The organism is Flavobacterium aestivum, assembly GCF_026870175.2.
GTDB lineage: Bacteria > Bacteroidota > Bacteroidia > Flavobacteriales > Flavobacteriaceae > Flavobacterium > Flavobacterium aestivum.
This window is the reverse complement of the sequence record NZ_CP113977.2, coordinates 555,260-579,367: the sequence shown is the minus strand read 5'-3', so window position 1 is coordinate 579,367 and position 24,108 is coordinate 555,260. Positions and strand designations below refer to the sequence as shown.

The following is a 24,108-nucleotide window of genomic DNA, read 5'->3' as shown; positions in this document are numbered from 1 at the left end:
GAAACATGCTCAAAAAATCTTTTTTTAAAACGATTCCATTTCTTTTATTTATTGTCCTTTTTAATTCATGTGATAAAGAATATAATGTAATAGGCGCAGACTTGATTGGAGATAGTTCATTCGATCTCCTTAAATCCGAATCAGCAGTTATTGCTTACAATCAAAAAATCGGTCCAATTCAATCCGATGATCTTCCAGTAAATGCTTTGGGATCCTATTATAATCCTTCGTTTGGAACCACAACGGCTAATTTTGTTACACAAGTAAATTTAAGTGCTCCTGGTACTGCTATAGATGCGTCAGCCAAAATTAAAAGTGTAGTTTTGACTATTCCTTATTTTTATGATAAAACTAAGACAGTTACTAACGAAGACGGAAGTCATGTTTATGTCTTAGATTCTATATATGGACCTGATAGGGCTAGGATGAAACTAAGTGTTTATGAATCGGGTTATTATATGAGAAATTTAGATCCTGAAGAACAATTTTTAAAGCCTCAAAAATATTATACGGATCAAAATTCTGGGTTTGAGCAAGTAAAAGTTGGTGCGCGTTTAAATGATGATCCGAATTCAGAACAAAATGATCAATTCTTTTTCTCTGATGCAGAGTATACTACAACAACAACGGATCCAAAAACTCAGGTTGTTACTACGACAAAAAATCCTCCTGCAATGCGTTTGAATTTGAATGAAGCTTTTTTTGAGAGTAAGATATTGAAGGCGCCAGCTGCATCTTTGTCAACAAATGATTTGTTTGAAGACTATTTTAGAGGATTGTATTTTAATATTGAAGATTCTGGGAGCAATTCTGGAAATCTTAATATGATTAATTTTAAAGGCGGTAATATTACTATAACATACGAAGAGACTGTAGTAACAAATGGTGTGGGTGCACAAGTTGAAAAAACTTTAGTTTTAAATATGTCTGGGACTACTGCTGAACCTTTAAGATCGGTTAGTTTGTTGACTCAGAGTAATACTAATGCGGATTATACAAATGCTACTAACCCAGCTAATATAGATAAAGTTGTTGGAGATAATAATCTATATTTAAAGGGAGGTGAAGGGTCAATGGCTATTCTGAATTTGTTCGGTCCTGATAATTATGGTTCTGATGGTGTTGCTGGAGCTCCAAATGGTGTTGCAGATGAAATAGATCTAATGAGAGCCAATAAGTATTTAATTAATGAGGCTAATTTGGTTTTTCATGTTAATGCGGCAGCTATGGGTACTAGTCTTATGTCGCAAAGAATTTATTTGTATGATTTTACAAACAATAAGGTGTTAATTGATTACGGGGATAATAGTGTTGTAAGTTCTAATTCTAAAAATTCTAAATATGTTTTTGGAGGTATCCTTGCTAAAGATGCAGGAGGATATTATTATAAATTTAGAATTACAAATCATGTAAGGAATCTAATTAAAAATTTAGATTCTAAGAATGTGCAAATAGGACTTGTGGTAACTGAAGATATTAATAATTCTAACTTCGGTTATTTAAAAGGTACAAATCCGTTTCCTACACAAGCTCCAAAGGCTTCTGTGATGAATCCGTTGGGTTCAATAGTGTATGGAGGAACTTCAGCTGTTCCAGCGGATAAAAGATTAAAATTGGAAATTTATTATACTAAAGCTAATTAAGGGAATATTATGTGTGGAATCGTTGGTTACATTGGTTATAGAGAGGCTTATCCTATTGTAATAAAAGGATTGAAGAGGTTAGAGTACAGAGGGTATGATAGTGCGGGTGTGATGTTGTTTGATGACAAAACAATAAAGTTGTCTAAAACAAAAGGAAAAGTTACTGATCTAGAAGAAAGAGTTTCTAAAGAAATAACTACGAGTGGTGCTATTGGGATAGGTCATACGAGATGGGCTACTCATGGAGTGCCAAATGATGTGAATTCGCATCCTCATCTTTCCAATTCTGGAGATTTAGCTATAGTTCACAATGGAATTATAGAAAATTATGCTCCATTGAAAGTGGAATTAATAAAACGTGGATACACTTTTCATTCAGATACCGATTCAGAAGTTTTAATAAACTTGATTGAAGAAGTTCAAAAAAATGAAAATCTAAAACTAGGAAAGGCAGTTCAGATTGCTTTGAACCAGGTAGTGGGTGCTTATGCAATTGCTGTTTTTGATAAAAAGAATCCTAATGAAATTGTGGCTGCTCGTTTAGGTAGCCCATTAGCTATTGGTGTAGGAGAAGGTGAATATTTTGTTGCTTCAGATGCTTCGCCTTTTATTGAGTATACCTCAAATGCTATTTATCTGGAAGATGGAGAAATGGCAAATATCAGATTGCATAAACCGATGAAAATCCGTAAAATTAAGGATGATTCGATAGTTGATCCTTATATTCAGGAGCTTCAAATGAATTTGGAGCAAATAGAAAAAGGAGGTTATGATCACTTTATGCTAAAAGAAATTTATGAGCAACCTAGTGTTATAAAAGATACTTACAGAGGTAGACTTCATGCTAATGAGGGTCTTATTCAAATGGCAGGTGTTGAAGACAACTTGGAGAGATTGTTGAATGCTGATCGAATTTTAATTGTAGCGTGTGGTACTTCTTGGCACGCTGGTTTGGTAGCTGAATATATAATTGAAGAGTTTACTCGAATTCCGGTAGAGGTAGAGTACGCTTCTGAATTTAGATACAGAAATCCAATTATTAATAGTAAGGATGTTGTTATTGCGATATCTCAATCAGGAGAAACCGCAGATACCATGGCAGCTATAAAATTAGCAAAAGAACACGGAGCATTTGTTTTTGGAGTTTGTAATGTAGTTGGGTCTTCTATTTCTAGAGAAACTCATGCAGGAGCTTACACACATGCTGGTCCTGAAATTGGAGTTGCTTCGACAAAAGCGTTTACAACTCAAATTACAGTGCTAACAATGATTGCGTTGCGTTTGGCTAAGGCTAAAGGGACATTGTCACATTCTGATTTCCAGATGTACTTGCAAGAATTAGAAATAATTCCTGAAAAAGTAAAAGAAGCTTTAGAGACAAATGAAAAGGCAAAAGAGATTGCTGCAGTATTTAAAGATGCGCCTAATTGCTTGTATTTAGGACGTGGTTATAATTTCCCAGTAGCATTAGAAGGAGCTTTGAAGCTAAAAGAGATATCTTATATCCATGCTGAGGGTTATCCAGCTGCCGAAATGAAGCACGGACCAATCGCTTTAATAGATGAGCATATGCCGGTTATAGTAATTGCTCCAAAACAAGGACATTACGATAAAATTGTAAGTAACATACAGGAAATAAAGTCTAGAAGTGGTAAAATTATCGCGGTAGTAACCAAAGGTGATACTCAAGTTCGTGATTTGGCTGATTATGTGATCGAAATTCCAGAAACTTCAGATGCATTATCTCCGTTGATTACAACTATACCTTTGCAATTATTATCTTATCATATTGCAGTTATGAGAGATTGTAATGTTGATCAACCAAGAAATTTAGCAAAATCTGTTACAGTTGAATAATTGATTTATAATATTTTATAAAAAAGCGGGATTGATTTCTCGCTTTTTTTTTGGTTTTTATTTTTTTGTTGAATCAATGAAATTTTAAGATTTATTTAATATAATTACATTATTGTTATGTATGCATAATATTTTTTAAGAATTTACTACTAAATTTTTATTAAAAATGCAATTTTATCATATATTGAATTATTTATTTTGATGTTGTTTTATTAGTAATTATTTTATTTTTTTTATGTTTTGCTGCTGATAATTAAAAAATAAGTGTAATTTGCTGCCATTAACCAATAAAACTTAACCAAATGAGATTGTATTTGCTTTTTTTAACATTATTCTTTTGTGGTGTGTCTTTTGCTCAAAATTCTATTACAGGTGTAGTAACAGATGAAAATAATCAGCCGATTCCAGGTGTGAATATTACTGTAGTTGGAGCAAAGGAGGGAGCTGTCACTAATTTTGAAGGCTCTTTTACATTAGTTACAATGCAAAAGCCTCCTTTTTCGATTGAGGTTACTAGTGTTGGATATATGTCCTCACGTGTAAGTGTAGAGTCGATTACTCAAAAAATTAAAGTGCAGCTTCATGCTGAAGAAACAAAACTCAATGAAATTGTGGTTTCTGCATCTAGAGCACCAGAAAAAGTGCTTCAGTCACCAGTTACTATTGAGAGAATGGGGATTAGAGATGTGAAAAGCACTACCGCTCCTACTTTTTATGATGGTTTGGAAAATTTAAAAGAAGTGCAGTTTAATACAAGTAGTATCTCTTTTAAAACAGTAAATACAAGAGGTTTTGCTGCTGTTGGTAATACTCGATTTATGCAGTTGGTGGATGGGATGGATAATTCATCGCCAGCGTTAAATTTTGTTTTGGGTAACTTAATTGGTCTTTCGGATTTAGATGTTGCAAGTGTAGAACTTTTGCCTGGAGCGTCTTCAGCATTATATGGAGCCAATGCATTTAATGGTATTTTGTTTATGAATAGTAAAAGTCCTTTTGTTTATCAAGGGGTTAGTTCTTATGTAAAGTACGGACAGACTTCTCAAGATGCAGCGGGAACAAATGATTATTTTGATATGGGGATAAGAGCAGCTACTGCTTTTACTAAGCATTTTGCGGTTAAGGCCAATTTTAATTTTATGCGAGCTACAGAGTGGATTGCTAATGATCAAAGAAGTATGACGGGTGGTTCAATTGGACACGACGGAAATCAAAACTATGATGGGTTGAATTTGTATGGGGATGAGGCTAGTACGTTTATTGCCAATGTTGGACAAGTAAGTAGAACGGGGTATCGTGAGCAAGATTTAACAGATAACAAAGTACATAGTGTTAAAGCTGATTTCTCTTTGAATTTTAAACCGTGGGAAAATGATACTGAGATTATTCTTCAATACAAAATTGGTTTAGGAAGTACAATATACCAAGGAGCAAATAGATACGCATTGGATGATTTCTTTATGAGTCAAATCAAATTAGAAGCGAAAGGGAAAAACTTTTTTATAAGAGCCTACCGTTCTGCAGAAGATGCTGGAAATTCTTATGATATGCGTTTTGCTGGATTGAATGTAAACAGAGCGGCAAAATCAGATACAAACTGGTTTACGGATTATGCTAAATCTTTTCAGTTGTCTGAGGCAGTATTGGGGTTAAATGCAAATGATGCAGCGAATTATGCTAGAAACTTTGCGGATAATAATCTTTCGCCAGGTTTAGGATTGACTCCAAATATTGATCCTGCTAATCCTGAAGCACCAAGAGGAGCGAGATTTGCTGTTGGTTCTCCGGAATTTAATAATGCATTAGCTTCTATTATTAGTAATCCTGATTTTACGAAAGGAGCAAAATTTATTGATCATTCAAAAATATACCATTCAGATGTGAATTATAATTTTAAAGACATGATAAAATTTGCTGAAATCCAAGTTGGGGGCTCAGCACGCCAATATGAAATGAATTCTGAAGGTACCATTTTTACAGATTATGATGGTCCTATTCGTTATAATGAATTTGGAGCCTATGCACAAGGATCTAAGTTGTTTATGGATGATCGTTTGAAATTAGTGGCTTCCATTCGTTATGATAAAAGTCAAAACTTCGACGGAAAAGTTTCTCCAAGAGTATCGTTTGTTTATTCTGCAGGAGCCAATAAAACGCACAATTTTAGGGTGTCTTACCAAACTGGTTTTAGAAATCCGACTACGCAAGATCAATATATTGGTTTAGATTTAGGGCCGTATGCATTAATAGGATCTGCACCAGAAAATTTAGATCGTTATTCAGAAACTTTTAATGTAAGTGCTTCGGGACAAGCATTGCCAGGTGTTACGCCTACGGTTACAATGAATGGTCAAAATGCTTATCATAATGCTTATACTTTGACTTCTGTTCAGGCATTTGGAGCGGCAATTGCTGCAAATCCGTCAAATGTTCCTGCTGCAGCTGCATTGTTACAAGTGGCTGATGTTAATTTAGTGAAGCCAGAAGAGGTGCACGCTTTTGAAGCTGGATATCGTACGGTTATTAATAATGATTTGTCTATTGATATAAATGGGTATTATAATATCTATAATAATTTCTTGAATACTGCTAGGGTGGTTGGACCTTACTATGGAAAAGTAGGTGCTGATTTTACTAATCCTGAAACGGCAATGACATTAGCAGCTCTTTCATATGGAGATAGAAGAGTGTATCAAGTGTATACAAATACAGAGGCAGATGTGTCTTCTCTTGGTTTTGGGGTTGGTATATCGAAAAAAGTATACAAAGATTTTGAAGTAGGTGTGAATTATAATTATGCACAACTTGATTTTGATCAATCAGATGATCCAGGATTTGTAACTGGATTTAATACACCAAAACATAAAGTGAAAGGTTCGATAGGAAATCCTAAATTGTTCAAGAATTTTGGATTCAATGCTAATGTTAGATGGAATACGGAATATTTATGGCAATCTTCATTTGCAGATGGAATGATTGAGGAAACAACAGTTTTTGATGCGCAAGTAAATTATAGTATACCAAAATTGAAGTCTATTTTAAAAGTGGGAGCTACCAATATTGGGGGTAAAGATTATATCCAAGTAATTGGTTCTGGAGCTATTGGTCAGCAATGGTTTGCTTCATTGACAATTAATCCGTAAAAATTAAAGTAAGGCAAAAAAATAAAAAGATATAGTATGATGAAAAATTTCAAATGGCTATTATTGGCTTCTTTAAGCTTTGTAGCGTGTAATAATAATGATGACGATTCGGCTCCGGTAGAAATTCCTATTACTCCGGGAACAGCATCTTTTGCAAAATATGTGGCATTAGGAGATTCTTTTGCTGCAGGATATAGCGATGGAGCTTTATTTAAAGCAGGTCAGGCAAATTCATATGTGAATATATTATCACAACAATTAATACCGGCAGGTGGAGCAGCTATAACTATCCCTTTAATGTCGGATAATTTAGGAGGGCTTTTGTTTGGGGGTAATGTGATTGCAAAGACTAGATCAGCAATTCTTGGATTTTCAGCTAGTGGGTCTCCAAATATTGGAAATGTTCCGGGGATTCCAACAACAGAAGTGACTAGTCATTTAACAGGTACTTTTAATAATCTAGGGATTCCTGGTGCAAAAAGTTATCATTTAATCGCGCCAGGGTATGGGAATCCTGCGGGGGTGCCAATTAAAAAGGCAAGTCCGTATTATGCTCGTTTTGCTAGTTCAGCAACGGCTACTGTTTTAGGAGATGCTTTGGCTCAAAATCCGACGTTCTTTTCGTTATGGATAGGAGGTAATGATGTTTTGGGTTATGCAACAAATGGAGGAGTTCCTACTTCTCAGGATCCGGTTTCGGGCGATGATATAACTCCAACAGCCACTTTTGATTTTGCATATAATAAATTGGTTACTGATTTAACGGCTAATGGTGCAAAAGGAATTGTTGCTAATTTGCCATATGTGACTACATTACCTTATTTTACCACGGTTCCTTATAACCCGGTTCCTTTAAATGAGGCTGCAGCTACTCAGTTAAATGCAGGATATGCACAATACAATGGAGGTTTGCAAGCAATGGTTGCAAATAAGTTGCTAACTGCAGAAGAAGCGGCTAGGAGAACAATTAAATTTGTGGCAGGAAATAATGCAGTTGTAATAGTAGATAGTTATTTGACTAATTTGTCTGCTTACGGAGTTCCTTCTTATAGACAGATAACTAAAGAAGATCTTGTAGTGCTTTTGGCGAGAAATTTTATTGGTACCCTTGTAAATGGGAATCCGGCTGCTATAAATGGTGTTTCAGTGCCTTTAGCAGATCAATGGGTTTTATCAAAAGATGAAGTGGCAGAAATTAAAACAGCTACTGATGCATATAATGTAACTATAAAAGCTGTTGCAGATGCTAAAGGATTAGCTTTCGTAGATGCAAAAGCAGCAATGACTCAGTTGTCAACAACTGGAATTCGTTTTGGGAATTTCCAGATGACCGCTGCTTATGTAACAGGTGGGGCTTTCTCATTAGATGGTGTTCATCCAAGTCCTAGAGGGTATGCATATATTGCTAATCTTTTTGTTGATGCGATTAATGTTAAATTCGGTGCAACTTTAAGAAATGTTGATTTGGCAAAATATCAAATTCAATATCCAGTAGTAATTCAATAAAATGATTAAGTTCACAAGAAAAGCAAAACCATCCGTCCTTAATGTGATGGTTTTGTTATTTTTTTGCTAATTGTAATTTGTGATCGGTCTGTAATTGAGTATTTTAGGGGTTGTAAAGTAGGTTTTTAATCATTATGGTAAAAAATTAAAATATTTTATAAAAAAAATTATTGATTTTGTATTTTAAAAAATTATCTTTGCGCTCTGAAAAAAGTATCCATTCGACATATTTCGATGGGCTATATTTCATAAACCTAATTAGCTATTTAATAAACACATAAGTAATGTCAAAAGTAATAGGAAAAGTTGCCCAAATCATTGGACCAGTAGTTGATGTAGTTTTCAACGGAAAGGATGTTGAACTTCCAAAAATTTATGATTCGTTAGAAATCACAAAAAAGGATGGTACATTATTAGTACTTGAAGTACAATCTCACATTGGTGAAAACACAGTTCGTACCATTTCGATGGACTCAACAGATGGTTTGAGTAGAGGTTATGAAGTAGTTGGAACAGGAAATCCTATCCAAATGCCAATTGGAGCAGATGTTTACGGACGTTTGTTTAATGTAATTGGAGATGCTATCGATGGTTTGCCAGAATTGCCAAAGACAGGTGAGAATGGAACTCCAATCCACAAACAAGCACCAAAATTCGAAGATTTATCAACTTCATCTGAAGTTTTATTTACAGGTATCAAAGTAATCGATTTGATTGAGCCTTACTCAAAAGGGGGTAAAATTGGATTGTTTGGAGGTGCTGGTGTAGGTAAAACAGTATTGATCCAAGAGTTGATTAACAATATTGCAAAAGGTCACGGTGGACTTTCAGTATTCGCAGGAGTAGGAGAAAGAACACGTGAAGGGAATGACTTACTTCGTGAGATGTTAGAGTCAGGAATTATAAAATACGGTGAAGATTTCATGCACTCTATGGAAAATGGAGGATGGGATTTATCTAAAGTAGATTTGAAAGGAATGAGAGATTCTAAAGCTACTTTCGTATTCGGACAAATGAATGAGCCACCAGGAGCTCGTGCACGTGTGGCACTTTCTGGATTGTCTATCGCTGAATATTTCCGTGATGGTGCAGGTTCTGACCAAGGAAAAGATGTATTATTCTTCGTTGATAATATCTTCCGTTTTACACAAGCAGGTTCTGAGGTTTCGGCTCTTTTAGGTCGTATGCCATCTGCGGTAGGTTACCAACCAACTCTTGCTACAGAGATGGGGGCGATGCAAGAGCGTATTACATCAACAAACAAAGGATCTATTACATCTGTACAAGCGGTTTACGTTCCTGCGGATGACTTAACTGACCCGGCTCCAGCAACTACATTTGCTCACCTTGATGCAACTACAGTATTGTCTCGTAAAATTGCTGAGTTAGGTATTTATCCTGCGGTAGATCCATTGGATTCTACTTCAAGAATTTTAGCACCACACATTATTGGTAATGAGCACTATGACTGTGCACAAAGAGTAAAAGAAATTCTTCAAAAATACAAACAATTACAAGATATTATTGCGATTCTAGGTATGGAGGAATTGTCTGAAGAAGATAAATTATCTGTTTCTAGAGCAAGACGTGTACAACGTTTCTTATCTCAACCTTTCCACGTTGCTGAGCAATTTACAGGATTGAAAGGTGTTTTAGTAGATATCAAAGATACTATCAAAGGATTTAACATGATTATTGACGGTGAATTAGATCACTTACCAGAATCAGCTTTCAACCTTAAAGGTACTATCGAAGAAGCTATCGAAGCTGGAGAAAAAATGTTGGCAGAAGCTTAAAATCAGTTTGCAGTTTAGAGTTAGTAGTATTCAGTTTTACTCATAACTCATAACTCATAACTCATAACTAAAAAAATATGTTATTAGAAATAGTATCACCAGAAGCGAAATTATTTTCAGGAGAAATAACTTCTATTTCTGTTCCAGGAGTAGATGGACGTTTTCAAATGTTGAATAACCACGCGCCAATAGTTTCATTGTTGCAAAAAGGAACGGTTAATATTACTGCTCCAAGTTTTGACTTAAATGAAGAAGCTTCAAGTTTATTTACCAAAATAAATGATCAAAATTATAGTTTAGAAATTAACTCTGGTACTCTTGAGTTAAAAGATAATAAAGTAATTGTTTTAGTAGATTAAGACAATTCAATTTCAAAAATTAAATGCCTGACTTATGTTAGGCATTTTTTTTGGCTAAAATGAAAGTTAGCTAATCGAATTCAAAAGTTCATGGATTCTACATCAATAGGTCTGTTTAGCCTTTCTTTTTAAAAATAAAGATACACTTGCTTACTTACCCATATAGAAGCGAAATCCTGCCTCGTTTCGTGCCTAAAAGAGAAGAAGAGATAGAAACAATGAACAGCAAGAATTGTGTTAGTTAATAAAGCCAATTGTTTCGCTTTTTTATATTCTTTTAAATGGTCTTAAAAAGATAGTAGTAACAATGTGGCGACAGCTCTTGTACTATAAAGTTTTTGTAAAGAATTAGTTTAGTTACTGATTTTCTGTGAAATAAATGAGGATGTAAAAGAATTACCTTATTATTTTTTTTAACTTTACCTCACGGGTTGTGTTTAAACTAAATAAATAATGTAAATTTTATATTATGAAAAATAATAAAATTTTGATATTTCTTTTTTTGTTACTGTATGGTATTAGTTTTTCGCAAGTATATACCAATAAAGTGGTGGGTAAAAAAAATGCTGCTCTTCTCGACAGTCTTAAAGTGGTAGAATATCCTTATTCGTTACCGATATGGGGAGAAAAAGCAACGCAAAAGGGGTATCAATTGCCTTATTCCGCGGGTCTATCGATTAATTACTTTTGGCAGGAATCAGATCTAACCATAAAGAATTTAGAAGTAGGTTTTAATAATGGCCCTATGTACAATTTAGATCAAATTATACGATTTAATAAAGCTGTGGCATCAGGATACGCAGTCAATGTTAGACCCGATATTTGGTTGTTCCCTTTTTTGAATGTGTATGGGATTTTTGGTAAAGCAAACATGTCTACAACAATTGATGCTGGAGTGTGGGTTCCAGATGCAAACAACAATTGGTCGGAGATAACGACATTCAAATCAAAAGCTGATTTCGAGGGCACTACCTTTGGATTAGGTTTTACACCTACTATTGGTATCGGAGGTGGTTGGTTAGCACTTGATATGAATGTTGCATGGACAGACATTTCTGCCCTTGAGAAGCCAGCTCTTAGTTTTGTTTTTGGGCCACGATTGGGAAAAACGTTTAAATTTAATAAGCCGGAAAGTAACATTGCAGTTTGGGCTGGTGGTTTTAGAGTACATTTAAAAAGTGGAACAAATGGTTCTTTGGCTTTAGGAGATGTATTGGAATTAGATGGAGCGCAAGCTAGAGTAGATCAAGGTATAGCCACCGTAAATGATAAGCAAACTCAAGTAGATGCTTGGTGGAATGGACTTTCTAATGCTGAACAAGCTAAGCCATCAAACAAAGCTAAATACGAAACTGCGAACAAAGCTTTAGATACTGCAGGAAATTTGTTGAATGGTATTGACGGTGCTTTGAGTACTGCGGAATCTTCTACAGTTCAATATTCTTTAGAAAAAGCACCAAAAGATATGTGGAATTTTATTGTAGGAACCCAATATCAATACAACAGACACTTTATGTTACGAGCCGAATGTGGTTTTTTAGGAACCCGTACACAGTTTATGACGAGTCTTCAATATCGTTTCGGATTATAGTTTAATGATTGATTAAAATTGAGATTCAAGGAAATTGATAAATAAGGAAATATGAAAAAAATTACCTTCTTCATTGCATTATTTTTTAGTTTTCAAGCTGTCCAGTCGCAAGTGATTATGTCACTAATTTTTGGTGATAAATTAAATTCTCCAAATATAGAGTTTGGTTTGGAGGGCGGTGCCAATTTTTCGACTATTTCAAATCTGGATTCGGATTATAAAACGGATTTTAATTTAGGTTTTTATTTTGACTTTAATTTAAAGAACCCTTCCTGGATTTTCAACACTGGAGTTATTGTAAAATCGACAATGGGAGCCAAAGGGATTGCTGTTTACTCATTGAATGACGAAAAATTGGATGCTGTATTTGCTGAAGGTTCCATCAAAAGAAATATAAATTACTTCAATGTTCCTTTGATGATTAAGTATAAGTTTGATAACAATATTTATATCAAAGCAGGTACACAATTGGGTTTGTTGTCTACAGCCAATGATATATTTCATCAAAATTATTATGGGGATGATGTGGAATATAAAAACAATATAAGGGACAAAATTCATGTTGTCGACGCAGGTTTGGCGTTTGGTTTGGGGTATAGATTAAAAACTGGAAACGGTTTGAATCTCGGTTTGCAATATTATTATGGATTGGTTCCACTTCTTAAAGGAGATGATAGTCCTAACCAATTCAATCGCTCCTTATACGTAACGGTAGGGCTACCAATTGGCAAAGCCAAAGCTGCTAAAAGAGCCGCAGAAAAAAAGAAGAAGGCTGATGGGATTAGTGAATAGGCATTAGGCAATAGTCATTAGTTGAAACCCGAAAGGTAATAGCATAGTCCAACATCATATTAAAATCAAAAAACTTATGCCTAATGGCTAATTGCTTAAAAAAAGCATAACTTTGTTTTATGAATTTTCCCAAAAAACTAGCCGATAAACTCGAAACTCGAAAACAAAATAAATCGCTAAGAGAACTTCCTCAGCCTAATGATTTAATAGATTTTGCTTCGAATGATTATATAGGTTTATCAAAATCGGAAGCAATTTTCAATACGACCCATCAATTTTTATTAGATTATAATATAAAAAGCAATGGAGCAACCGGCTCTAGATTACTTTCGGGAAATCATATTTTGTATACCGAAACTGAAAATTATATTGCTCAATTCCACCAATCAGATTCGGCTTTGTTATTCAATTCGGGCTATGATGCCAATGTAGGTTTTTTTAGCGCAGTTCCTCAAAAAGGGGATTTGATTTTGTATGATGAATTGTGTCATGCCTCGATTCGGGACGGAATTCAATTATCGAATGCTAAGTCATATAAATTTAGGCACAATGATTTTGAGAATTTAGAAAAAAAGATAATCAATTTTAATAATAGTGCTGGGATAATTTATATCGTAACCGAATCTGTTTTTTCAATGGACGGTGATTGCCCAAACATGAAGGAGTTGGTTGCTGTTTCGGAAAAGTACAACTGTTATTTAGTGGTTGATGAAGCACATGCTTTGGGTGTTTTTGGAGATAAAGGAGAGGGACTAATTCAGTATTTGCAATTGCAAGACAAGATATTTGCTCGAATTATGACTTTCGGAAAAGGTTTGGGTTGTCATGGTGCAGTGGTTTTAGGTTCGGATGAATTAAAATCGTACCTCGTTAATTTTGCTCGAAGTTTCGTTTATACCACAGGGCTTTCTCCGCATTCGGTAGCCACAGTTTTAATGGGGTATTATCATTTAGAAAAAGATAAAAATGCACTCGAATTGCTTCGGGAAAATATCGTTTTTTTTAATCAGGTGAAGAAAATGTTGTATTTGAGTCCACTTTTCATACGTAGCAAATCGGCTATTCAAAGTGCTATCATTCCCGGAAATGAAAAAGTAAAACATATTGCCAATGCTCTTCAGCAAAAAGGTTTTGATGTCAAAGCGATATTATCTCCCACAGTTCCCGAGGGGCAGGAGCGTTTGCGTTTTTGCATTCATAGCTTCAACTCAAAAGAAGAAATTTCATCTCTGATTGCTTGTATTTCCTCACTTCTTTAAAAAAAAGAAACTTTTTTTGTAACGTTTTGATTGTTTGATTACTTACGAGTCGTAAAAAAAATATTTCAATCATCAATCAAAAAACGAAAAAACCATGAAAAATGTTTTCAAATCAATTGTAGCTATTACGGTATTCGCATTTAGTTTTTCGACAAATGCACAAACTCCAAAAAATGAAAATTCAGTATTATGGGAAGTGTCAGGAAACGGACTGACAAAGCCTTCTTATCTTTTTGGAACCGTTCATATGATCTGCGGAAAAGATTATGTTATGCAACCTAAAGCAGTAGCAGCTTTTTCAAAAACATCTAAATTAGCTTTAGAGATAAATGTAGCTGATCCTAATGAAATAGCATTAGTGCAGCAAATGGCAATTGGTAAAGAACCTTTGTCTAAAAAATTGACTGCAAAACAAATAGCACAACTCGAAGAGGTATTGCAAAAAAGTGGAGGATTTACGCTAGCGCAAGTCGATAGTTATACGCTCGAAACCGTGATGAGTTTGCTGTTTATGAAATCATTTGGTTGTACAGATTTGAAATTTTATGAAATGGAATTTGTTAGTAAAGCCAAAGAAAGTAGCAAACCTGTAGTAGGACTTGAAAAGGCTATTGAGCAAGTGGAAATGTTATGCAAATCCTTTACAGATGATGAAATGATTTCTTATTTGCAACAGATCAATCCAGATATGTGTACTGAAATGATCAAAGATTATGTGAGTGAGGATATAAACAGCCTTTATAAAATGACAACGAGCAATAAAGTGATGTCAGCAAATACTAAGAAAATATTGTTGGATAACCGAAATGAAAATTGGTCTAAAATCATGCCTGTTATGATGCAAAAAGAAAGTGTTTTCTTTGCTGTAGGCGCGGCACATTTGGCAGGAGAACTAGGAATTGTTAATTTACTAAAAAAAGCAGGGTACACTGTAAAATCTATAATGAACTAAAGTTTTGATAGCGAAAGAACAAGAGTTTTTAAACCGTATTGAAAATCACAAAGGAATACTTTATAAGGTTTCTAAGATGTATATGGATAATCCGGACGACCAGCAGGATTTGTTTCAGGAAATTGTACTTCAGTTATGGAAAGCCTATGATAGTTTTAAAGGTGAAAGTCAATTTTCTACTTGGATGTATCGTGTAGCAATTAATACTTCGATCGTTTTTTTGAGAAAGGAAAAACGAAAGGTTGACAAGTATGAAATTGCTTCAGAAAACATAAAAGAAGAAGAAAGCGATTCGGATCATAAAGAAAATCAGTTGAATCATTTTTATAAAGCGGTGCAGCAATTGGATAAAATTGATAAAGCAATTATATTTTATCAACTTGAAGGTTTTTCGCATCGGGAAATTGCAGATAACTTGGGTATTTCAGAAGGGAACGCCAGAGTGAAACTGAACAGAGCAAAGGAAAAATTAAAAGAAATTATAAAAAATCAAGGTTATGGATTTTAACGATATGCAATCAGCATGGAATAACGACAAAGCAGAAAATGTTGTGATTCCAACCAATTTAGAAAAATTACAATCGGCCAAAACGCCTTTGGATAAAATCAGAAAGAATTTAAAAAAGGAATTTGTGTATCAAATTATATCTATTCTTTTCCTAGGATTTATACCAGTACTCTATAAATTCACTCCTTTAGTGATAACGGCGTTTTATGGATTGTTTGCTTTATTTTTGGTTATTTGTGCCTACTTTTTGGCCAAACTGTTTTTATTTTACAAACGATTGAATAAGGCAAATACGAATACAAAGGACAACCTATATGACACGTATTTTGATATCCGATTGAATATGGAATTGTACAAATCCTTCACGTATTCTGTCATGCCTTTTGCTTTAGCCTTCGTTACTATGATTATTTTAAAGGATTATTCTCAGGAAATTATAGATGTAATTTTGAATAAAAAATCAGGGGATTTTATTTTAGGAGGTTTATTTGCAATGTTTATTGGTGTAATGACTTCGGCCGCTTTTATTACTGAATGGTGGGTGAATTATTTTTATGGAAAATATGCCAAAGAGATTCGAAAAGTAATTGATGAATTAAAAGAATAACAATTAAAGCCCATCTTAACGATGGGTTTTTTACTTTTGTGTAAAAATTATTTAGATGAAATTATTCATTACAGGAATTGGAACTGATGTGGGTAAAACGATAGCTTCGGCCATTATAACAGAATCTTTGGAAGCTGATTATTGGAAACCCGTTCAGGCTGGGGATGTTGACCATTCTGATAGTCATAAAATCAAATCATTTATCTCAAATGATAAAACAACAATTCACCCGAACAGTTATTTGCTAAATACACCAGCTAGTCCGCATCTATCTGCTGCAATTGATGGAATTACTATTGATTTGCAAGCAATAAAAGAACCGAAAACCCAAAATCATTTAGTTATTGAAGGAGCTGGAGGTGTTTTTGTACCATTGAATGACACTGATTGTGTTATAGATTTAATTCAGCCAGATTATAAAGTAATTGTAGTTTCAAGACATTATTTAGGAAGTATCAATCACACCTTGCTTACAATTGAAGCCTTGCTTAATCGTAAAATAGCGATTGGAGGAATTGTCTTTTCAGGTGATGAAAATGCCGCAACTGAATCTATTATCTTGAATAAAACAGGAATTAAATGTTTGGGAAGAATTGAGCAAGAACCGTATTTTGATCAAAATGTAATCAAAGAATATGCAGATAAGTTTAGAGACGAACTTTTGCAACTGCAATAGTAAGATCAATCTAAAATCAGCAATCTAAAATCTGAAATCTAATGACTTTAATCGAGAGAGACAGCCAACATCTTTGGCATCCTTATACACAGCACAAAACAGCAGCGATTCCTATAGCAATAACCAAAGGAGAAGGCGCTTTGCTTTGGGACGAAAACAACAAACAATATATTGATGCCATCGCTTCTTGGTGGGTCAATCCTTTTGGACATTCTAATAGGTATATTGCCGATGCAATTTACAAACAGTTGACTACATTAGAACATGTTCTGTTTGGAGGATTTACGCATGAACCTGCAATAATTTTGGCTGAGAAGCTATTAGCTATGTTACCGATTAATCAAAAGAAAGTGTTTTTTTCGGATAATGGATCAACGGCTGTCGAAGTGGCTATCAAAGTGGCTTTGCAGTCTTTTTATAACAAAGGAGAAAAGAGAACAACGATTATTGCTTTCGAGAATGCTTTTCACGGAGATACTTTTGCTGCCATGGCTGCGAGTGGAATATCATTTTATACACAAGCATTCCAAGGGATGTTTATAAATGTGGTTCGAATTCCGGTACCAGTGAAAGGTCAGGAGCAATTAAGTTTTGATGCATTACGTGAAGTAATACAAAATAATAATTGCGCAGGATTTATTTTTGAACCCTTAGTGCAAGGTGCAGCCGGAATGGTGATGTTTGAGCCTGAAGCATTGGATCAATTATTGCAAATTTGTCAAGAAAATAATGTGCTTACAATAGCCGACGAGGTAATGACGGGCTTTGGGAAAACCGGAAAAACATTTGCCTGCGATTATTTGACCCAAAAGCCAGATATGATGTGTTTGTCCAAAGCCTTGACGGGAGGAACTATTCCTATGGCGATTACGACTTTTACACAAGATCTTTTTGATGCTTTTTATGATGAAGATATCAATAAAGCATTATTTCATGGGCATACGTTTACGGCAAATCCTACGGGTTGTGCAGCGGCTTTGGCCAGTTTAGAATTGTTGCAAACCAAAGAAATGCAAGATAATTTAATCCGAATTAACAAAAGTCATTTGGATTTTAAAAAACGGGTTGAAAATCACCCTATGGTTACTGCTACAAGAGTGCTGGGGGTTATTTTTGCTTTGGAAATAAAAACAGAAACTTCGGCAAGTTATTACGGGACATTGCGCAACAGACTGTATAATTTTTTTATTGAAAATGGCTTGATTTTGCGCCCTGTTGGGAATATCGTTTACATTTTACCTCCTTATGTGATTACTGATGAGCAATTGCAAAAAGTATATGAAGTGGTAGCGAAAGCATTGGAAATAGTTTAAATTTGCAAAAAAATATTTCACAAAGAGACACAGAGAAAAAACACGAAGTTACACTATGTTTTTTTACAAAAGCTTTGTGAATCTTTGCGAAAGTTCTTTGTGAACCTTCGTGTAATAAAATAAAAAGTCTTGTCACAAACGATCTCCATAACTGCAATAGCTTCTATTTCTCCATTAGGAAATTCATCCAAAACCATTTGGGAAAATTACCTTACGGAAAATCCTTGTTTTTCGGAACACTATTTGGACCATAAAAACACTTTGGTTGCAACTCTAGATTCTATCTCTAATGAAGAGGTTGAACAGTTGCGACAATCAGATATTAAATATAAAGCCTTAGATAAATCGGTTTTGTATGCGATGGTGGCTTCCCGTAAAGCAATGGAAGATGCGGGTTGGACAAAAGAGGATGTTTTTGGGATTAATATTGGTTCTTCTAGAGGGGCAACTGATTTATTCGAAAAACATTTTCAAGAGTATGTTGAGACAGGTAAAGCACAAACATTGGCATCACCAACGACTACTTTGGGGAATATTTCTTCATGGGTAGCCCATGATTTGCAAAGTACAGGACCAGAAATTTCACATTCTATTACTTGTTCTACAGCTTTGCACGCAGTACTGAATGGAGTAGCTTGGTTGAGAGCCGGTATGGCCAATAAGTTTTTGGTTGGAGGTAGTGAAGCTCCTTTAACCGATTTTACCATTGGACAAATGCGTGCTTTGAAAATTTATTCTAAGAGCGAAGAACAATACCCTAATAGAGCTTTGGATTTGGATAAAAAACAAAACACCATGATTTTGGGAGAAGGAGCTGGTGTGTGTTGTCTTGAAATCGGAAAAAAAGAAAATGCTATAGCTTTCATAGAAGGTGTTGGTTATGCTACAGAAATCTTAGAGCACAATATTTCTATTTCGGCAGAAGCAACCTGTTTTCAAAAATCAATGAAAATGGCTCTGCAAAATATAGATGTTTCTGAGGTAGATGCAATCGTAATGCATGCACCAGGAACCATAAAAGGGGATTTAACGGAATATGTAGCTATTCAGAAAATTTTTGGTGATAGTCTACCTTTGTTAACTACTAATAAATGGAAAATCGGGCACACTTTTGGTGCTTCGGGTATTTTAAGTATGGAAATGGCTATTTTGATGATGCAACACAATCAATTCATTGGAGTTCCTTTTGCAGAAGCACAAAAACAAACCCAATCCATAAAGAAAGTTTTGGTCAATGCGGTTGGTTTTGGTGGGAATGCAGTAAGTGTACTTTTGAGTTTGTAAAAGTTAGTCTGTTTCGTAAAATTTTTCAGTTTATTTATTTCGAAATAGGGGTACACTTTTTTAGCATGTCTTTGTGACTTCTCTTCGTGAATCTTTGTGAAATTAGGATCAGTTTTATTCTTGCTCCAATTCACGCACTTTATCGTAAATTAGATTGCTTTCAAATCCACGGCGAAGCATATAATCACAGAATTTCTTTCTTTTTTTGAGAAGGTCATTTTCCGACATGGATTTCCAATTTCTTTCGGCTAGATCTTCAAAAGTGGCTATGTATTCTTCGGGTGAAATTTCTTTTAGTGCAAGATTGATAAGGTTTTGACCAATTTTGCGGACTTTTAATTCATTGGTAATTCTTATTTTACCCCAATGTTTGATGCGGTGTTTTCCTCGGGCAAAACTACAGGCAAATCGAGTTTCATTCAGAAAATTGTGCTCAATAAGATGTACAATAATTTGGTCTATCTCTCCAGAGTTCATCTTCATGCTCCATAATTTTGATACTACTTCTTCATGACACCGTTCTTGGTAGGCACAAAAATGTTCAATTTTTTGGATAGCTTCTTTGATGGTCATAATTAGAATTTGCTAAGGATCGTGAAATGATTCAATTTAGAAGCAAATGTAAAATTTAAAAAAAGTCATTGCAATTAAATTTTGAGGGATTACTTAAAAAATGACTGATTATAAATTTTACAAAATGAGTATTTTAAGGGTACTGATAATTACAATACCCGATCATAACGATGATTTTTTTTGTATATTTGACATACCCCCAATCTGCTTATAAACAGCAATTTAAAGATGTTGTAATTTTTTTGAGAATAGAATGATTTAGGTTAATCTTATTTTCTGAGAATGTTAACTTTTTCATTAGGGCTCATAAATATTACTAAGGATGAATTGATTTTTTAATCTTTAAAGCCTACTATTATGAGACTAAAATTATCTCTATTATTAGTTTTTATTTTTTCTTTAGTGCGGGCACAACCTCCGCATACATTTTCATCAAGTGGTACTTTAAATGTTCCTGCAGGAGTTACTTCTGCAACTGTTCAAGCTTGGGGCGGTGGTGGAGCAGGAGGAGGGGCCAGTGGAGGAAGTGTAGTTACAGGGAGAGGTGGAGCTGGTGGAGGTGGTGGAGCTTATGCCAGTGCGACTATTACAGTTACGCCAGGATCGGTCTTGAGTGTTGTTGTTGCAGGGCAAACAGCTGGTACAACAGGTACAGGAAGTGCTGGAGGGAGTTCAACCATTACAGGTTTTGAAAGTTCTATCTTGGCCGCTGGCGGTAGCGGCGGTACAGCTAACACAGCAGGCGGAACTCCTGCGGGTGGTGCAGGCGGAACAACTGCTGCTTCATTTGGAACAACTAAATTGGCAGGTGGAAATGGAGGAAATGGTCAAACGGCATTATTAACAGTTGGTCTTACTTCGGGAGCTGGTGGTGATGGAGGAAATTCTGGTGGAGCCGGCGGTGTTGGGCGTCAAAGCTTAATTTTTGGCCAAGGACCTGGTAATGATGGTACGGCACCTGGCGGAGGCGGTAGTGGTGCAATAGATTCAGGAGGTGCTAGTGAGACTGGAGGTGCTGGAGGTGCAGGTCAGGTAATTATTTTTTATACATGCCCAACATATAGTCTTAGTGGAGCTACAGCAACAGATGTATGTGCGGCAACCGGAACAACATCTGTAGTAACATTAACTTCGAGTGCGGCATCTTTACCAGTGGGTAATTATGTGGTGACGTATGATAGGAGTAGTCCTAGTGCAACAGGTTTAACTGCTACAATGACGGTTAGTGTTGCCGGAACGGGAACTTTTACTGCAGTTGGGTTAAATACGGTTGGTTCTAGCACAATAACGGTTACGAAACTTACTTCTGAAGCATGTTTTTCTAACATTAGTACAAATAATGTGGCGACAGTTATCATTTCCCCTGCAAGTGTTGGGGGAACTGTAAGTGGTGGTACTTCAATTTGTAGCGGAAACACAAGTAGTTTGCTAACCTTAACTGGGTATACAGGAGGAATTGTAAAATGGCAATATGCTGTGAGTCCGTTTTCTTCATGGACTGATATAGCAAATACAGCTGCAACCTATACTTCAGGGGTGTTAACAGCAACTACACAATTTAGAGCTGTTGTTCAGAGTGGTGTCTGTGCCACAGCAAATTCAGCAACAACTACAGTAACAGTAAATGCTTTACCAACTATTTCAACCACAGGAAACGCTAATGATGTCTGTTTTAGCGCAAGTGCCCAAACAGCCACTTTATCTTATAATGCAACAACAAATAGCCCTATTAGTTATAGTATTGTATGGAATGCAGCTGCTCATACGGCAGGTTTATCAGATCAAGGTTCTACTTCATTTGCATTTTTAGCAGGTGGGGGAAATGTAAACACTATTGCGTTACCGGCTAGTCTAGCTGCAAATACATATTCAGGAACGATGACTATAGTTAATGCAAATTGTTCAACAACTCAGTCAGTACAAGTTACCGTAAAGCCTAAACCAACAGCACCAGTACCTGTAGCGGTTACTGATCCTACTTGTATAGTCTCAACAGGAAGTGCAACATTAAGTGGTTTACCAACGTCAATTACTTGGTTAATTACACAAAGCGGCACAGCATCTACAACTTATTCTAATATTGGGGCAACTTATTTAGTTTCTAATCTTGCTCCTGGTACATATACTTTTACAGTGGAATATGCAGGAAGTTGTGTTTCGCCATCTTCTACAAGTGTTGTAGTAAATGCTGTTGTAAGTAACACTTGGAACGGTGTAGTATGGTCAAAAACCGGGAATACTACACCGCCAGCGACATCTACTGATATAGTTATTTTTGATGGAAATTATTCTTCTTCAGACAATATAAGTGGATGCTCCTGTCAAGTAAAATCAGGAAAAAGTGTTACCATACAATCAGGAGGTATAATGACTATGACTGATGCCGTGGTTAATAATGGAGGCACCTTAATTTTTGAGAATAATTCGAGTTTGGTTCAGTTAAATAATAGTGCTGTAAATACTGGATCCATTACTTATAAACGTAATGCATCACCGATGAAGAATTTTGATTATACCTATTGGTCATCACCAGTAGTTGGGCAAAAACTAAATGTATTGTCTCCAAATACCTTGTCTGATAAGTATTTTAGTTTTGCCAACAATGCTTGGAAAATAGAACCAGGAGTAACACAAATGGAAATTGGGAAAGGGTATATTATAAGAACACCAAAAGACAATGGAGGCACTCCTTGGCCCAATGGAGAAGTCGTTAGTTTTCCTTATGCACAACTAGTACAATTTGTTGGAGTTCCTAATAATGGGGTTTATTCATTGTCAATTGGTACAACTGATGGAGATGGTAATTTAATTGGAAATCCTTACCCGTCGGCGATGAGTGCAGATTATTTTTTAGCGGCAAATAATAAAGAAATTGATGGAACGATTTATTTTTGGACACATAATACAGCTATTTCAAATCTAACGTATTCTTCTACAGACTATGCTTCGTATAATGGAGTTGGAGGAGTAAATACTTTGCCTGCGGCTAGTGGAGGCGCAACTCCAAGTGGTAATATAGCAGCTGGACAATCTTTTTTTACGGTAACTAAAAAAGGAGTGGGCTTTACCGGATCTGTTACTTTTAACAATAGCATGCGAGTAGGTGTGGCCAATAGTAATGCCCAATTCTTTAAAGGGACTAAATCTAAAGAGGCTATAGTGAAACACCGAGTTTGGTTGAATTTATCTAATGACAATGGTGCTTTCAAACAAACATTAGTGGGTTATGTTACAGGAGCCACTGTTGGAAATGATGCTGCTTTTGATGGGGAGAGCTTCGATGGTAATAAGTATATTGATTTCTATAGTATTAATGACAGTAAAAATTTAGCGATTCAAGGGCGTGCTCTGCCTTTTGACAAAACAGATAAAGTACCATTAGGATACAAGACGACTATTGAGGGAACATTTGCAATAAGTATTGATAAAGTAGATGGGGTTTTGGCTAATCAAGCTGTTTTTATTGAAGATAAGGTTACTAATGTTATCCATAATCTGAAGAATGGTGCTTATTCCTTCTCTACTCAAAAAGGAGTTTTCAATGATCGTTTTGTATTGCGTTATACGGATAATTCAATTGTTGTAACGGATCCAGTCGTAACGGATCCGATAATAGTTGATCCAATTGAGACGAATCCGGTAGTAGAAAATCCGGTTGTAACTGATCCAGTAGTACAAGATCCAGTAGTACAAGATCCAATTGTAATGACCCCAGTGATAACAGATCCAATAGTGCAAGACCCAATTGTGAGCAATCCAGTGGTAAAAGACCCGGTTGTAGCTGATCCAATTGTAACTGTCCCAATAGTTTTAGATCCAAATAAAGGTAGCGGAACATTGGGGACTGATGATTTTGCCAATAAAGGAAAATCTGTAATTGTTTTTGTAAAGGATCATCAGATTAAAATTAATTCATTTGATGAAACTATAGGAAAGATAATGGTTTACGATTTGAGAGGAAGATTACTTTATGAAAAGGCTAATATAAACAATTCGGAATTTGTTGTTCAGAACCTAGCTTCAGCTGAGCAAGTTTTAATAGTTAAAGTGCAGCTTAAAAATGACAAATGGGTTGTTAATCAAATAATTCTTAGAGCGTAAAAATTTCAAATAAGTTTAGCAAAACCATCTAGTTGATTCAAGATGGTTTTTTGATTCAAACAAAGTGTAGACAGATTGAATTGGGTTTTTGATTTAGATATTAATTTTTTAGAGTAATACTTTGTGTTTTTTCTATTTGTCTGAATTC

17 protein-coding genes are annotated in these 24,108 nt (G+C 35.3%); 16 read left to right on the top strand and 1 reads right to left on the bottom strand.

The genetic code is table 11. From position 1 onward, the window contains the following. The first annotated feature begins 5 nt into the window (after positions 1-5). The 15 genes from bamH (at position 6) to OZP08_RS02535 (ending at position 19,286) form a co-directional block, all read left to right on the top strand. Complete coding sequence (gene bamH / locus OZP08_RS02605) at positions 6-1,643, top strand: BamH family beta-barrel-assembly machinery protein (protein WP_268848205.1); 1,638 nt, start codon at positions 6-8, stop codon at positions 1,641-1,643. 9 nt (positions 1,644-1,652) lie between these two features. Next, positions 1,653-3,500 (top strand): glutamine--fructose-6-phosphate transaminase (isomerizing), encoded by a 1,848-nt coding sequence (gene glmS / locus OZP08_RS02600; protein ID WP_268848204.1) that lies wholly within the window; start codon positions 1,653-1,655, stop codon positions 3,498-3,500. A 302-nt stretch (positions 3,501-3,802) separates the two neighbouring features. After that, positions 3,803-6,643, top strand: a complete 2,841-nt coding sequence (locus OZP08_RS02595; RefSeq protein WP_281322908.1) for a TonB-dependent receptor — start codon at positions 3,803-3,805, stop codon at positions 6,641-6,643. Positions 6,644-6,679: 36 nt separating this feature from the next. Then, positions 6,680-8,149: an SGNH/GDSL hydrolase family protein gene (locus OZP08_RS02590; RefSeq protein ID WP_268848202.1), complete on the top strand. Its 1,470-nt coding sequence runs from the start codon at positions 6,680-6,682 to the stop codon at positions 8,147-8,149. 284 nt (positions 8,150-8,433) lie between these two features. Then, a complete protein-coding gene (gene atpD / locus OZP08_RS02585) occupies positions 8,434-9,945 on the top strand; it encodes a F0F1 ATP synthase subunit beta (RefSeq protein WP_268848201.1) in 1,512 nt (503 codons plus the stop codon). Between the two features lie 77 nt (positions 9,946-10,022). Continuing rightward, positions 10,023-10,304: a FoF1 ATP synthase subunit delta/epsilon gene (locus tag OZP08_RS02580; protein WP_268848200.1), complete on the top strand. Its 282-nt coding sequence runs from the start codon at positions 10,023-10,025 to the stop codon at positions 10,302-10,304. Between the two features lie 469 nt (positions 10,305-10,773). Further along, positions 10,774-11,895: a hypothetical protein gene (locus OZP08_RS02575; RefSeq protein WP_281322907.1), complete on the top strand. Its 1,122-nt coding sequence runs from the start codon at positions 10,774-10,776 to the stop codon at positions 11,893-11,895. A gap of 51 nt (positions 11,896-11,946) precedes the next feature. Next, entirely contained in the window at positions 11,947-12,687 is a 741-nt protein-coding gene (locus OZP08_RS02570) for a porin family protein (RefSeq protein WP_281322906.1), read from the top strand. A 119-nt stretch (positions 12,688-12,806) separates the two neighbouring features. Next, on the top strand, positions 12,807-13,946 hold the full coding sequence (locus OZP08_RS02565; RefSeq protein ID WP_281322905.1) for an aminotransferase class I/II-fold pyridoxal phosphate-dependent enzyme: 1,140 nt from the start codon (positions 12,807-12,809) through the stop codon (positions 13,944-13,946). 94 nt (positions 13,947-14,040) lie between these two features. Then, the gene (locus tag OZP08_RS02560; RefSeq protein ID WP_281322904.1) at positions 14,041-14,898 is read left to right on the top strand and encodes a TraB/GumN family protein; all 858 of its coding nucleotides are present in this window, start codon (positions 14,041-14,043) and stop codon (positions 14,896-14,898) included. A 7-nt stretch (positions 14,899-14,905) separates the two neighbouring features. Beyond that, positions 14,906-15,406: an RNA polymerase sigma factor gene (locus OZP08_RS02555; protein ID WP_432419634.1), complete on the top strand. Its 501-nt coding sequence runs from the start codon at positions 14,906-14,908 to the stop codon at positions 15,404-15,406. After that, positions 15,396-16,013 (top strand): phospholipase A2 family protein, encoded by a 618-nt coding sequence (locus OZP08_RS02550; RefSeq protein WP_268848196.1) that lies wholly within the window; start codon positions 15,396-15,398, stop codon positions 16,011-16,013. Before OZP08_RS02555 ends, OZP08_RS02550 begins: the two co-directional genes overlap by 11 nt. Positions 16,014-16,068: 55 nt before the next feature. Then, positions 16,069-16,689, top strand: coding sequence for a dethiobiotin synthase (bioD, locus tag OZP08_RS02545; RefSeq protein WP_268848195.1), 621 nt, complete (start codon positions 16,069-16,071; stop codon positions 16,687-16,689). A gap of 41 nt (positions 16,690-16,730) precedes the next feature. Further along, positions 16,731-18,002, top strand: coding sequence for an adenosylmethionine--8-amino-7-oxononanoate transaminase (gene bioA, locus OZP08_RS02540; RefSeq protein ID WP_281322902.1), 1,272 nt, complete (start codon positions 16,731-16,733; stop codon positions 18,000-18,002). Positions 18,003-18,131: 129 nt separating this feature from the next. Further along, positions 18,132-19,286: a beta-ketoacyl synthase N-terminal-like domain-containing protein gene (locus tag OZP08_RS02535; RefSeq protein ID WP_281322901.1), complete on the top strand. Its 1,155-nt coding sequence runs from the start codon at positions 18,132-18,134 to the stop codon at positions 19,284-19,286. Between the two features lie 114 nt (positions 19,287-19,400). On the opposite strand, the gene OZP08_RS02530 is transcribed toward OZP08_RS02535, so the two are convergent. After that, complete coding sequence (locus OZP08_RS02530; protein ID WP_268848193.1) at positions 19,401-19,859, bottom strand: regulatory protein RecX; 459 nt, start codon at positions 19,857-19,859, stop codon at positions 19,401-19,403. A gap of 357 nt (positions 19,860-20,216) precedes the next feature. Here OZP08_RS02530 and OZP08_RS02525 point away from each other — a divergent pair, with 357 nt between their 5' ends. Further along, complete coding sequence (locus OZP08_RS02525; RefSeq protein ID WP_268848192.1) at positions 20,217-23,960, top strand: DUF8693 domain-containing protein; 3,744 nt, start codon at positions 20,217-20,219, stop codon at positions 23,958-23,960. Positions 23,961-24,108 lie beyond the last annotated feature (148 nt).

Excerpts from the sequence above, each read along its gene's own strand:
- OZP08_RS02550 (WP_268848196.1), top strand. The coding sequence starts at position 15,396 with ATGGATTTTAACGATATGCAATCAGCATGGAATAACGACAAAGCAGAA.
- OZP08_RS02565 (WP_281322905.1), top strand. The coding sequence starts at position 12,807 with ATGAATTTTCCCAAAAAACTAGCCGATAAACTCGAAACTCGAAAACAA.
- atpD (WP_268848201.1), top strand. The coding sequence starts at position 8,434 with ATGTCAAAAGTAATAGGAAAAGTTGCCCAAATCATTGGACCAGTAGTT.
- OZP08_RS02525 (WP_268848192.1), top strand. The coding sequence starts at position 20,217 with ATGAGACTAAAATTATCTCTATTATTAGTTTTTATTTTTTCTTTAGTG.
- OZP08_RS02530 (WP_268848193.1), bottom strand. The coding sequence starts at position 19,859 with ATGACCATCAAAGAAGCTATCCAAAAAATTGAACATTTTTGTGCCTAC.
- OZP08_RS02595 (WP_281322908.1), top strand. The coding sequence starts at position 3,803 with ATGAGATTGTATTTGCTTTTTTTAACATTATTCTTTTGTGGTGTGTCT.
- bamH (WP_268848205.1), top strand. The coding sequence starts at position 6 with ATGCTCAAAAAATCTTTTTTTAAAACGATTCCATTTCTTTTATTTATT.
- OZP08_RS02560 (WP_281322904.1), top strand. The coding sequence starts at position 14,041 with ATGAAAAATGTTTTCAAATCAATTGTAGCTATTACGGTATTCGCATTT.
- glmS (WP_268848204.1), top strand. The coding sequence starts at position 1,653 with ATGTGTGGAATCGTTGGTTACATTGGTTATAGAGAGGCTTATCCTATT.
- OZP08_RS02570 (WP_281322906.1), top strand. The coding sequence starts at position 11,947 with ATGAAAAAAATTACCTTCTTCATTGCATTATTTTTTAGTTTTCAAGCT.
- OZP08_RS02580 (WP_268848200.1), top strand. The coding sequence starts at position 10,023 with ATGTTATTAGAAATAGTATCACCAGAAGCGAAATTATTTTCAGGAGAA.
- OZP08_RS02590 (WP_268848202.1), top strand. The coding sequence starts at position 6,680 with ATGATGAAAAATTTCAAATGGCTATTATTGGCTTCTTTAAGCTTTGTA.
- bioD (WP_268848195.1), top strand. The coding sequence starts at position 16,069 with ATGAAATTATTCATTACAGGAATTGGAACTGATGTGGGTAAAACGATA.
- OZP08_RS02575 (WP_281322907.1), top strand. The coding sequence starts at position 10,774 with ATGAAAAATAATAAAATTTTGATATTTCTTTTTTTGTTACTGTATGGT.
- bioA (WP_281322902.1), top strand. The coding sequence starts at position 16,731 with ATGACTTTAATCGAGAGAGACAGCCAACATCTTTGGCATCCTTATACA.